A 12,421-nucleotide genomic window follows, 5' to 3' on the forward strand; every position below is an offset into this window, starting at 1 on the left:
TGTGCAGCAAGTGGCGAAAAGGTAAACCTGAAAAGTGAAAAAGCGGGAATAGCTGGCCGGGAGAACCCCGGCCAGAGAGGACTACATCACGGCTGCCATCGCTTCCGCCACCTGACGCACATTGTTGTGGTTCAGGCCAGAGATGCAGATACGTCCGCTGGCAATCAGATACACGCCAAACTCATTACGCAGACGGTCCACCTGTGCTGCGCTCAGGCCGGTGTAGCTGAACATGCCGCGCTGCTTCAGCAGGTAGTCGAAGTTTTTCCCCGGAACCGCAAGGGTCAGCCCTTCCACCAGCGCCTGACGCATTTCCAGAATACGCACGCGCATCGCTTCCACTTCTGCCAGCCAGCTGGCTTTCAGCTCAGGATTATTCAGCACGCAGGAGACGACCTGCGCACCAAAGTTTGGTGGGCTGGAGTAGTTACGGCGCACGGTGGCTTTCAGCTGGCCAAGCACACGAGCGGCTTCATCCGCATCGTCACAGACGATTGACAGGCCGCCAACACGTTCACCGTACAGGGAGAAGATTTTAGAGAACGAGTTGCTGACCAGCGCAGGCAGGCCCGCTGTGGCGATGGCGCGGATAGCATAAGCGTCGTCGTCCATGCCAGCACCGAAGCCCTGATAGGCGATATCCAGGAACGGGATCAGCTCGCGCGCTTTCAGCACGGCGGTCACTTCGTCCCACTGCGCGTTGGTCAAGTCAGCCCCGGTTGGATTGTGGCAGCACGGATGCAGCAGCACGATGCTTTGCGCAGGCAGCGTGTTCAGTTTTTCCAGCAACGCGGCAAACTTCACGGTGTTGCTTTCATCGTCATACCACGGGTAAGTGTTTACCGTGAAACCGGCACCCGCAAAGATAGCGATGTGGTTTTCCCAGGTCGGATCGCTGACCCAGACCTGGGAATTCGGGAAGTAATATTTCAGGAAGTCAGCACCCACTTTCAGTGCGCCCGACCCGCCCAGCGTCTGGATTGTGGCAATACGCCCGGCTTTCAGTACCGGATGCTCTGCACCGAACAGCAGAGGTGCAACGGCGGAACGATAAGGCGGCAGACCTTCCATCGGCAGATAGAGGGACGCGCTCTGCGGCTGTGCATTCAGCAGGGCTTCCGCTGCGGCAACCGCTTTCATCTGTGGGATCACACCCTGTGCGTCGTAATACAGGCCGATACTCAGGTTAACCTTGTGCGCGCGGTTGTCCTGCTTGAAAGTTTCCATCAGGGAGAGAATCGGATCGCCAGCGTAGGCATCAACGTTTTGAAACACGGTGCAAGTCTCCATTAAATAATCAGTCATGTCCTGCAACGCCACGACGGGCGTCGCGGTAAATTCAGGCAGGGCTATACGTAATAGCGGCCAGGGCGATGGTTCATGGCAATAATCAGATTCAAGACCACCGCACCCGCGATAGAGGCCGCCAGCATCTCACGCGAAACCACAAACAGCGAGGCCAGTACCACACAGGTATCCACTACCATTTGCAGTTTTCCGGCGCGAATACCGTAACGGTCCTGCAACCACAACGCCAGGATATTGATCCCACCCAGGCTGGCCTTATGGCGAAATAACACTATAAACCCAATCCCCATCACCACGTTACCGAACAGTGCCGCATAAAAGGGATCCAGCGCGGAAAAATGGATGAATAATGGGTGCAGGTGGCTGAACGCTGAGACCAGCGCCACGGCAGAGAAGGTTTTTATGGTGAAAGCCCAGCCCATACGCTTCACGGCCAGCCAGTAAAATGGAATGTTGATCAGGAAAAATGCCAACCCGAAGGAGGTTTTGCTGAGGTAGCTGATGAGAAAGGCGATACCCGCGGTGCTTCCGGTCAGTGCCCCGGCTTGCTTCAGCAGCGTGACGCCAAAAGAGACCATCAGCGTACCCAGCAGGATAGCCAGCACATCTTCCAGCAGCGTATGGGGGATTTTTACAGGTTGTTGCACGACGTTATCCATCGGATTGATTCTCTGGTGATTATTGCTTTATTGACTGCCCAATATATAGCAAAAATCGCACCAATCCGGCGGCCCTTTGAGCCATCGGATGGTGCCAGCGAATTAACCCATTGAATACAAGGCGCTTTATTGCTCATTTTTGTGCATGAAACTGGCATTTAACCATCACATCACGCACTGAAATTCATTTTATCGCACAGATTTTGCATTAATGATCGTTTTTACGCACAAGAATGGTGCGCGGCATGCACTGTTTTAGCGCAGCAGCGTCTCACTCACCGACATCAGGCCATTCTCTTTCAGGCGGTTCAGGACCACTGACGTCTTCACATGCGAAACGCTTTGATGTCCCGCCACCAGCTGGCTGATAAGTGCGCTCAGCCCGGCCAGATCGGCCACCGCCACTTTCAACAGGTAATCAGCATCACCTGTGGTTTTATAGGCATCCACGATGGCCGACTGTTCGGACACCATGCGGTGAAAACTCTCAACGTATTCTGTCGTATGGTTGATCAGCCGCACTTCAATCAGGCCGATCATCCCAAGGCCAACGGCATCCGGAGACAGCCGCGCGTGATAGCCAAGGATCAATCCTGCCTGTTCCAGATTAATACGGCGGCGTGAGCACTGTGAGGCTGACAGCTTCACAATATCGCTCAGTTCCTGGTTGGTCAGGCGACCATTTGCTTCCAGTAAAGTCAGTATCTTAAGGTCAAAATCATCAATCTGGGTCATCGTTCATCCGTGCTGGTGTCTGGGTACTGCTGACAGACAGATAACCGCATTCATTGCGTTGTTGTCCAACACTATTTTGTGATGACAGACGTTGAAAGCGGGTCGGGCATGCCCGACCCCTACAAGATTGGGAGGTATTTTTTACCGCGTCGAAAGCAAGGGAGCAAACGTAGGGGTCGGGCATGCCCGACCCGAAAAGATTATTCGTCGTCGTACTGCGGACCCGCATAGTTGTCGAAGCGCGACCACTGACCGTTAAAGGTCAGGCGCACCGTCCCGATTGGGCCGTTACGCTGCTTACCGATGATGATCTCAGCGATGCCTTTATGCTCGCTGTTTTCTTCGTACACTTCATCACGGTAGATAAACATGATTAAGTCGGCATCCTGCTCGATGGAGCCGGATTCACGCAGGTCGGAGTTTATCGGGCGTTTATTACTACGTTGTTCCAGGGAGCGGTTAAGCTGCGACAGCGCCACGACCGGCACCTGAAGCTCTTTCGCCAGCGCCTTAAGCGAACGTGATATCTCAGCGATTTCCAGCGTACGGTTGTCAGACAGCGCCGGTACGCGCATCAGTTGCAGGTAGTCGATCATGATCAGGCTTAAGCCGCCGTGCTCACGGAAAATACGGCGGGCACGTGAACGAACATCGGTCGGAGTCAGGCCGGAAGAGTCATCGATGTACATGTTCTTCTTCTCCATCATGATCCCCATCGTGCTGGAGATGCGCGCCCAATCCTCATCATCAAGCTGGCCGGTACGAATACGGGTCTGGTCAACGCGGGACATCGACGCCAGCATACGCATCATGATCTGCTCGCCGGGCATCTCCAGGCTGAAGATCAGCACCGGTTTATCCTGCTCCATCGCCGCGTTTTCACACAGGTTCATGGCGAAGGTGGTTTTACCCATCGACGGACGGGCTGCAACGATAATCAGGTCGGAACGCTGAAGCCCGGCGGTTTTCTTGTTCAGATCACCGTAGCCGGTATCCACCCCGGTCACGCCATTTTGCGGCGTCTGATAGAGTGCCTCGATACGCTCGATCGTCGATTCGAGGATCTGATCAACACTCTTCGGGCCTTCATCTTTGTTGGCACGGCTTTCAGCGATCTGGAACACGCGGGTTTCAGCCAGATCGAGCAGATCCTCACTGGTGCGCCCCTGAGGATCGTAACCGGCATCCGCGATTTCGTTGGCCACGGAGATCATCTCTCGCACAACGGCACGTTCACGGACGATATCCGCATAAGCACCGATGTTTGCCGCACTTGGCGTGTTTTTTGACAACTCAGCCAGGTAGGCAAAACCGCCAACCATGCTCAGTTCGCCTTTGGTTTCCATCGATTCGGAAAGGGTAATCAGATCGATCGGTTTACCCAGTTCCAGCAGGCGCTGCATCTCCGCGAAGATCATCCGGTGCGGGCGGCTAAAGAAGTCCTTTGCCACAACGCGCTCTGAAACGTTATCCCAGCGTTCGTTATCCAGCATTAAACCGCCCAACACCGACTGTTCAGCTTCCAGCGAGTGCGGGGGCAGCTTGAGACCTTCCATCTGACGGTCACGCGGCTCGCGGTTTTCGAAGGATTTGTTGGTGGGTTTATTTCCTGCCATAGTGATGCGATACCAAAAATCTTGTGGGGGGACGCGCAAGTATACCCGTTTGCATGACTGACGTCCTCCCCCACATCGCGGCGAAATCCACAGGAGTGAACATGGCGAAACGTATACAAATCAGCCAGCACGGCGCACCCGAGGTGATGCAGCTGGTGAGCTTTGATCCGACCGATCCGGCCCCCGGTGAAGTGCAGGTTGAGAACAAAGCGATCGGTATTAATTACATTGATACCTATATGCGCAGCGGTCTGTATCCTGCTCCGCTACCGGCCGGGCTGGGGACGGAAGCCGCCGGGATCGTCACTCGCGTCGGCGCTGGCGTCAGCGCCCTGAAACCGGGTGATCGTGTGGTTTACGCACAATCATCACTGGGTGCTTATAGCGAAGTGCATAACGTTCCGGTCGATAAAGTGGCGCTGCTGCCGGATGCCATCTCCTTTGAACAGGGTGCGGCATCCTTTCTTAAAGGCCTGACGGTGCATTATTTGCTGCGCCAGACCTATGTGGTGCAGCCGGATGAGGTGTTTCTGTTCCATGCCGCTGCGGGCGGTGTCGGGCTAATTGCCTGCCAGTGGGCAAAGGCGCTCGGGGCGCACCTGATCGGCACCGTGGGTTCGGCGGAGAAAGCGGCGCTGGCGAAACGTGCAGGTGCCTGGGAAACCATTAACTATCGAGAAGAGGATATCGCCGCGCGCGTCAGCGAGCTGACTCATGGCAAGAAGCTGCGTGTGGTGTATGACTCCGTGGGGAAAGATACCTGGGAAGCCTCGCTGGACTGCCTGCAACGTCGTGGTCTGATGGTCAGCTTTGGTAACTCATCCGGCCCGGTGACGGGAGTGAATCTCGGTATCCTCAATCAGAAAGGGTCACTGTATGTTACCCGGCCATCACTGAACGGATATGTCACCACGCGTGAAGCGCTGCTTCAGGCCAGCAATGAGCTGTTTTCTCTGATGGCAAGCAATGCGATTAAGGTGGATGTGCCAGACGCGCAAAAGTTTGCACTGGCCGATGCACAACGCGCGCATCAGGTGCTGGAAGGGCGTGGTACGCAAGGATCGAGTCTGCTTATTCCGTAATATCGGTCATCCGCACAAACAATCAGGGCCTCCCGAAGGAGGCCCTTTTTTCTTTCTTTTTATAGTTCGCACTGAGTGTAGGGTCAGCGGCGATGAATACGTTTTGATTCAGTAAAACCATCCTGGCAGAATTCATAAGTAAAAAATATGTTTAATGACGAAATGGTGCATAGCAATTTGTCATGATGTGATCCACCCCGCATTAACACGCCAAAAACCTCCGGCAACTCATTGATATTATCGAGATAACCAGGGTTTATCCTTCGCAGACGGTTTACAAAAAGCGCGATATAACCAGACCCCAACCACCGCCAGCAGCAACCACGGCAACAATTTAATAACAACAGCAAACAATCCGCCAACGACCATCACCACGGTAGCCACCAGCAGCGCCGCAATGATGCCTAATAGCGAAATACCGGTCAGCAACAGCATCATAAAAAAGCCGATAACAAACAGGATCTCTAACATGTCGATACGCTCCAGAATAAGGGACTCTGAAGAGACTATTACAAGAAGCGTGCCAGTACGGCGAGGATTTTAACGTATTGATCTATAAGGGCGGTATGCACCAGGGCGATAATAACCCTGGTGAATTTCATCAAAATTTAGTGAACGTTTAACGATATTAAGCGCTGGCAGGCACTTTATCCGCGACCAGCAGCAGGGCTTTTTCCACCACATCGACACCGGCACCCGCTTTATGAGCATTCTCACTCAGGTAACGACGCCACTGGCGTGCCCCAGGAATGCCCTGGAACAGTCCCAGCATATGGCGGGTGACATGGCCAAGGTAAGTGCCGTTCGCCAGCTCATGCTCGATATACGGATACATGGCGCGCACCACCGCGACTGGATCGACCATCGGCACGGTGCTGCCGAAAAGGGTCTGGTCTACCTGCGCCAGCACTCCCGGGTTCTGATAGGCTTCGCGCCCCATCATCACCCCGTCCAGATGCTGTAAATGGATACTGGCTTCTTCCAGCGACTTAACGCCACCGTTAAGCGACAGCGTAAGCTGCGGGAAGTCGCGCTTTAGCTGGTAAACTCGCTCGTAGTCAAGCGGTGGGATTTCGCGATTCTCTTTCGGGCTGAGGCCAGAGAGCCAGGCTTTACGGGCGTGAATAATAAACGTCTCGCATCCCCCCTGTTCTGCCACACGCTGAATGAAATCACACAGGAACTCGTAGCTGTCCTGGTCGTCGATACCGATACGGGTTTTCACCGTGACCGGAATAGAGACTACATCGCGCATCGCTTTGATGCAGTCTGCCACCAGCTGGGCTTCGCCCATCAGGCAGGCACCGAAACGGCCGTTTTGCACGCGGTCAGACGGGCAACCCACATTGAGGTTAACCTCATTGTAGCCACGCGCTTCCGCCAGTTTCGCACACTGTGCCAGTGCTGCCGGATCGCTGCCGCCCAGTTGCAGCGCAACGGGCTGCTCTTCAGAACTCCAGGCCAGGTAATCCCCTTTGCCGTGGATAATCGCACCGGTGGTCACCATTTCGGTGTACAGCAGCGTCTGGCGCGTCAGCTGACGATGAAAGTAACGGCAGTGGCGATCGGTCCAGTCGAGCATTGGGGCAATTGAAAAACGATGTGCAGGGAAATTATCGGTCATGAAAAGCGTTAACTCTGTATCAGAAAGGGAGTGTCGATATTGTGCGCAATGATAGCACGGCGGGCAGCGAGGATACAGGCTCAGGGAAAGGTGATAGCCAGCAGCCCGTGGGCTGGCTGCTGGCAGAAAATCAGAAAGTAAAGTTCAACTGGGCAACCGCGCCCCAGGTATTGTCTTTGCCCACCATCCCGGCGAGATCCAGATGCACTTTGTTAAACGGTGACAGACCAAAACCGCCGGTGAACACATTGGTGTCATTGGACTTCACGTCAGCACGGTAACCAGCACGCAGTTGCAGCCAGTCCAGCAGACGATACTCCGCACCCACGGCAGCGTACTGGCTGTCCTGTTGCGTTTTAAAGCGCTTAGTCGGGGTCAGGTCCACATCCAGTGCCGTTGTCAGGCGCTCGGTATGGAATGACACGCCGGAGGTGACCAGCGGACGGATTTGATAGGTATCCTTGTAACCACTGACCTCTTTGGTGTCGATATCACGTGAGATCAGGTTCTGCGCGCTCAGGCCCAGCGTCCAGTTTTCACCGAGGTCGGTGGATGCGCCCGCATCCAGGTTAAAACCGGTGTTCGTGTTTTTATAATTGCCGTTGGTGAAGTCTGATTTGTCATAGCTGTATACCGAAGCGCTGTAGTTATATAGCGTGGTTTTTTGCAGCTTTGGCGTGATCCCCAGTGAAACCGGCTGACCGCCGAAATCAAACTCATGTGCGACGGCGATCCCCATATCGTAAACCACCGCTGCACGTCCCAGCCCGGCGGAGGTCAGACTGTTCAGCCCTGCTGTCGTCGGAATGTTAGTGCCATCGGCAATGCCTTGCAGATAATCGATATCACTTTGCGTGACATCCGTTACCACAGAGGCGGTACCGTAGGCTTTGGTGACAAACGCGAAAGGCAGAACCTCATTCGGGACGGTCACCGCAAATGCTGCACCCGCGTTTGCCCATGCCTTCTGCCCTTTGATCTCGCGCAGACGATCGGCAAGATCACCCGCAGCCACCTGGGCACGTGGGATATCCGTGGGGAAGACGAAATTATTTGCCAGGTCTTTGTAACTGTCGACCGCATTGGTCAGGTCATCCACCTTATCGACCAGTTTTCCCTTATCGCTGATCTGCGCACCGACGGCCGGCAGGGTAATACTGACGCTGTCTTCCGGTTTCGCTTTGGTCATCAAAGCCGGGTTAGCCAGCACCGCCGAACCGTAACTGGAGGAGGCAACGCCCGTCCCCCCCATTGCATCATTGCGGGCATCGAAATAGTTACCGGCAGCAAACGCACTCAGCGGAGTAAGCAACAGAGCGGGTAATACTACGGGCGCGGAAAAACCGATTAATTTATTGAATTTATTTGCCATTGACCCCAAACCCACCATAAAAAAATGAAAAAGCGAATGCGCAAAGACACGCATAACCGAATGCCTGAATAATGAACATAAAGGCACCATTTCATTGCTGTGAATTGAGAGAAGATGAGTGGGCTTATCAGGTCATTGCCATTTTATTAATCTGTTAACACGCTAACAGTTGAACGTTCTGCATCTGTTTTTTTCAGTGCCAAACGCGCATAGCCCTTTGAAAAAGGTAGTCACGAACCTTAAGCCCTGCAAATCAGATTAGCGATGCTGAATGAAAAAAGAGTGGCCCTGGTACACTGAAAACAATGATGAAATTTTTTTTACCTTCTGCGCTTATCAGCAATACCAGTAAATGGTTGAGTCTGTGCAGGTGGCTGAGGGTTGCCTGACGGTGAACTCGGCGTTTTGTTGCAGACGTGATAAAATAACATCCTGAAATGGCCTGAGGGGGAACAATGAACATTACCAGTGCTGAAAAAATCCTGTCGCAGGCGGAAGTTATCTGTCAGCAGCGCAGCGTGCGACTCACGCCGCAGCGCCTTGAAGTCCTGCGTTTGATGAGTGAGCAGAATGGGGCCATCAGCGCCTACGACCTGCTGGACTTACTGCGCGTATCTGAACCCCAGGCGAAGCCCCCAACCATCTACCGAGCACTGGACTTCCTGCTGGAACAGGGCTTTATCCATCGTGTGGAGTCCACCAACAGCTATGTGGTCTGCCATCACTTTGAAGAGCCGTCACATACCTCAGCGATGCTGATTTGTGACCGCTGTGGTTCAGTCGCTGAGCAACATGCCGATGGTGTGGAAGATATTTTGAAATCGCTGGCCCTGAAGTCAGGTTTTACCCTGGGGCATAGCGTGATTGAAGCGCATGGATTCTGTCAAAAATGCGGGGAAATTGAAGCCTGTACGCATCAGGATGCATGCCAGCACGATCATAGTGTGCAGAGTAAAAAACGCGGGCGTTGATTAGATTTTATGAGGAAGGAGAAAGAACTGAGTGGCACGGTCCTTGTGCCGGGGCTGGAGCATCGCCCTGAAAGGGGCCGCTGTTTTACCAGCGGTGGTTATTGCGAGTTTCCCATTCACTAAGCTCTTTCTCGGCTTTATCTTTCTGATAGCCGTAGCGCTCCTGAATTTTACCTACCAACTGGTCGCGTTTACCTTCAACGATCGTCAGATCATCATCAGTCAGCTTGCCCCATTGTTCTTTCACTTTACCTTTAAACTGTTTCCAGTTACCGCCGGCTTCGTCTTTATTCATAATGTGATTCCTCTACCTTGGGTTAAAACAGCTTTTTCGTCTCAAAAATTCGCTGAATATCCAGATAATTATCTGGTTATTTGCCTAAGACAAAGATAATTGTAGTAGAGAAATCGGCACCCGGCAGTTAACCCGCTGGCAATAGTGGTAAAAAATTGCTAAAAACCCCTAAAATTCAATAAACTAGCGAAGCTTCGGGTTACGTAAGCAAATGTGTCACTGCGCGAACCATGTACCATTACGCCAGTGACGACGCCAGATGACCCACAGGGAGACACCGCGCAGCAGCAGGAACAGCGTCACCGCCAACCACAGACCATGATTACCCAGCCACGGCACGCTAAACAGCGTCAAACTAAAGCCCAGAGCTGCGATAGCCATACTGTTGCGCATCTCACTGGCCCGGGTGGCGCCGATAAACATGCCATCCAGCAAATAACAGCCCACACCCGCCAATGGCATCAGCACCTGCCACCATAAATACCGATCGGCAAGCTGCCGAAGCGGTTCCAGAGAAGTCAGCAGCGCGATAATTTGCTCACCAAACAGGGCATAGAACAGAGAGAACCCCATTGCGACTATCAACGACTGCCTGCAGGCAGCGTGCCAGACGCTAAGTAATTGCTGACTGTTTTTCGCGCCGTAGGCTTCCCCTGAACAGGCTTCAACCGCATAGGCGAAACCATCCAGTGCATAGGCGGTGAAGGTGAGGAACATCAGTAGCACGGCGTTGACCGCGACGACATCATTCCCCAGGCGGGCACCAAAAATTGTCAGCGACGCAAAGCACATTTGCAGCAACAGAGAACGCAGCATGATGTCGCGGTTTAAGCGCAGCAGGCGCGCCACATCACCGCGCCAGGCGTTCAGCATCAGCCCTACCGACAAACCACGCAGTTTCATCACCCGCCATACCAGCAGCAGGCCGACTATAAAGCTGACATATTCAGCGATCGCGGTGGCTGCTGCCGCACCCTGCACGCCCCATCCCAGCCCAATAACAAACCACAGATCCAGCAAAATATTGACCAGATTACCCACCACAAGCAGGATCACCGGAGCACGCGCATACTGCACCCCAAGCAGCCAGCCAAGCAGCACGAGGTTAGCCAGTGTTGCTGGGGCACTGAGCCAGCGCACCTGCATAAACAGTGCCGCCTGGTGCAGGACTTCGTCGCTGCCACCGGTCAGGCCCAGTGCAAGGTGAGTAATGGGGGTTTTTAGCAGGACAAACAGCAGCCCGGCCAGCAGAGCCAGCAGCAGCGGCTGCATCAACGCACGCGCCAGTGCAGACTTATCACTGGCGCCAAATGCCTGGGCTGTCAGCCCGGTGGTGCTCATGCGAAGAAACAGTAGCAGCATAAACAGGAAGCTGGTGACAGTAGTGCCGATTGCCACTCCGCCAAGATACGTTGGGCTATCGAGATGGCCGATCACAGCCGTATCAACCAGGCCAAGCAGAGGCACGGTAATATTAGAAAGGATCATCGGCAGCGCCAGCCGCCAGAGGCTTTTATCCGCAGAGGTGAGCAGTTTCATCAGAATCCATCAGAGTTAACGCGATTGCAGATGGTAATACGCGCCGCAGAAGCAGCGCGCAGGATTTAGCGGGGAGTCACGATTACAGCCAATTGCCGTTGCGGATAACGCCAACAGCAAGGCCTTCTATCGTCAGCGTCTGCTGACGCAGATCGACGATGATAGGTTTGAAATCCGGGTTTTCAGGTAAAAGCTGTACCGTATTACCCTGGCGTTTCAGGCGTTTAACGGTCACTTCATCATCAATGCGCGCCACCACAACCTGGCCATTACGCACATCTTCCGTTTTGTGTACCGCTAACAGGTCGCCGTCCATAATACCGATGTCTTTCATCGACATTCCACTGACGCGCAACAGGAAGTCAGCGCCAGGCTTGAACAGGTCAGGGTCAACCTTGTAGTGGCCTTCAATGTGTTGCTCTGCCAGCAGTGGCTCACCAGCGGCAACCCGACCAATCAGTGGAAGTCCGTCTTCTTCTTCCATCATCAGGCGAATACCGCGTGAAGCACCAGAAACGATCTCAATCACGCCTTTACGGGCTAAGGCCTTCAGGTGCTCTTCAGCCGCATTCGGGGAACGGAAACCAAGCTGCGCGGCGATCTCTGCACGCGTAGGTGGCATACCAGTTTGATTAATGTGGTCGCGAATCAGGTCATAAACCTGCTGCTGCCTCGCCGTTAGTGCTTTCATTCCGCCCCCTGGTTGTTTATACAGTCGACTGTGAGTATATACAGGTATTTAGACATTGAAAACCTAAAGTTGGGCGAAATGCAGTTTGTGGCGATTTTTGGAAAACTCATCGCAAATGTGGCACTAACAGCATGATCCAAACAAAAATTGCCAGCAAGATAGTCAACAGCACAGCCGCAGAGCCCATATCTTTGGCCCGGCCTGCCAGGGGATGTATTTCACTGCCGATGCGGTCGACAACCGCTTCGATGGCGCTGTTGAGTATTTCGACAATAATGACCAGCATCACGGAGCCAATCAGCAGCACACGGGTAATGGCATCCACGTCCAGCCAGCAGGCAATGATAATCGCGATGATCGCCGCGACGGCTTCCTGGCGAAAAGCAGCTTCATGCTGCCAGGCGGCACGGATGCCTTTCCACGAATACCCGGCCGCTTTTATGATTCGCGTCAGTCCGGTGACATTATTTGCCATAATAAGGGAACCCTTTGAGAAGTTTAACGTCAATGAGTGGAACTACAGGTTTTT

Annotated in this window: 13 protein-coding genes; 2 read left to right on the top strand and 11 right to left on the bottom strand. The window is 53.7% G+C overall.

The features are described from left to right. Nucleotides 1-81: 81 nt before the first annotated feature. The 4 genes from ACFL9S_RS15605 to dnaB all read right to left on the bottom strand — a co-directional run bounded on the left by ACFL9S_RS15605 (nt 82) and on the right by dnaB (nt 4,318). A complete protein-coding gene (locus ACFL9S_RS15605; protein ID WP_405262804.1) occupies nt 82-1,275 on the bottom strand; it encodes an amino acid aminotransferase in 1,194 nt (397 codons plus the stop codon). Between the two features lie 74 nt (nt 1,276-1,349). Continuing rightward, entirely contained in the window at nt 1,350-1,967 is a 618-nt protein-coding gene (locus ACFL9S_RS15610) for a YitT family protein (RefSeq protein ID WP_405262805.1), read from the bottom strand. 255 nt (nt 1,968-2,222) lie between these two features. After that, nucleotides 2,223-2,702: an Lrp/AsnC family transcriptional regulator gene (locus ACFL9S_RS15615; RefSeq protein ID WP_405262806.1), complete on the bottom strand. Its 480-nt coding sequence runs from the start codon at nt 2,700-2,702 to the stop codon at nt 2,223-2,225. Between the two features lie 200 nt (nt 2,703-2,902). Then, complete coding sequence (gene dnaB, locus ACFL9S_RS15620; RefSeq protein ID WP_405262807.1) at nt 2,903-4,318, bottom strand: replicative DNA helicase; 1,416 nt, start codon at nt 4,316-4,318, stop codon at nt 2,903-2,905. A 101-nt stretch (nt 4,319-4,419) separates the two neighbouring features. On the opposite strand from dnaB, the gene ACFL9S_RS15625 reads away from it, so the two are divergent. Next, nucleotides 4,420-5,400, top strand: a complete 981-nt coding sequence (locus tag ACFL9S_RS15625; protein WP_405262808.1) for a quinone oxidoreductase — start codon at nt 4,420-4,422, stop codon at nt 5,398-5,400. A gap of 237 nt (nt 5,401-5,637) precedes the next feature. On the opposite strand, the gene pspG is transcribed toward ACFL9S_RS15625, so the two are convergent. The 3 genes from pspG to ACFL9S_RS15640 form a co-directional block, all read right to left on the bottom strand. Next, nucleotides 5,638-5,871, bottom strand: coding sequence for an envelope stress response protein PspG (pspG, locus tag ACFL9S_RS15630; protein WP_405262809.1), 234 nt, complete (start codon nt 5,869-5,871; stop codon nt 5,638-5,640). Between the two features lie 157 nt (nt 5,872-6,028). Next, nucleotides 6,029-7,024: a tRNA dihydrouridine(20/20a) synthase DusA gene (gene dusA, locus ACFL9S_RS15635; protein ID WP_405262811.1), complete on the bottom strand. Its 996-nt coding sequence runs from the start codon at nt 7,022-7,024 to the stop codon at nt 6,029-6,031. A gap of 130 nt (nt 7,025-7,154) precedes the next feature. After that, complete coding sequence (locus tag ACFL9S_RS15640; RefSeq protein WP_405262812.1) at nt 7,155-8,396, bottom strand: conjugal transfer protein TraF; 1,242 nt, start codon at nt 8,394-8,396, stop codon at nt 7,155-7,157. A 461-nt stretch (nt 8,397-8,857) separates the two neighbouring features. On the opposite strand from ACFL9S_RS15640, the gene zur reads away from it, so the two are divergent. Further along, a complete protein-coding gene (zur, locus tag ACFL9S_RS15645; protein ID WP_405262833.1) occupies nt 8,858-9,367 on the top strand; it encodes a zinc uptake transcriptional repressor Zur in 510 nt (169 codons plus the stop codon). Between the two features lie 85 nt (nt 9,368-9,452). Here the strand turns inward: zur and ACFL9S_RS15650 are convergent, their stop codons facing one another. The 4 genes from ACFL9S_RS15650 to ACFL9S_RS15665 form a co-directional block, all read right to left on the bottom strand. After that, nucleotides 9,453-9,662 (bottom strand): CsbD family protein, encoded by a 210-nt coding sequence (locus tag ACFL9S_RS15650; protein ID WP_405262813.1) that lies wholly within the window; start codon nt 9,660-9,662, stop codon nt 9,453-9,455. Between the two features lie 216 nt (nt 9,663-9,878). Continuing rightward, nucleotides 9,879-11,201 (bottom strand): MATE family efflux transporter DinF, encoded by a 1,323-nt coding sequence (dinF, locus tag ACFL9S_RS15655; protein ID WP_405262814.1) that lies wholly within the window; start codon nt 11,199-11,201, stop codon nt 9,879-9,881. 82 nt (nt 11,202-11,283) lie between these two features. Continuing rightward, entirely contained in the window at nt 11,284-11,892 is a 609-nt protein-coding gene (gene lexA / locus ACFL9S_RS15660) for a transcriptional repressor LexA (protein WP_062748337.1), read from the bottom strand. A gap of 106 nt (nt 11,893-11,998) precedes the next feature. After that, nucleotides 11,999-12,367 carry a diacylglycerol kinase gene (locus tag ACFL9S_RS15665; RefSeq protein WP_405262815.1) on the bottom strand — a complete coding sequence of 123 codons (369 nt, stop codon included), beginning with the start codon at nt 12,365-12,367 and terminating at the stop codon, nt 11,999-12,001. Between the last annotated feature and the right edge of the window lie 54 nt (nt 12,368-12,421).

It is taken from the genome of Erwinia sp. AnSW2-5 (assembly GCF_045107195.1).
Taxonomy (GTDB): Bacteria; Pseudomonadota; Gammaproteobacteria; order Enterobacterales; family Enterobacteriaceae; genus Erwinia.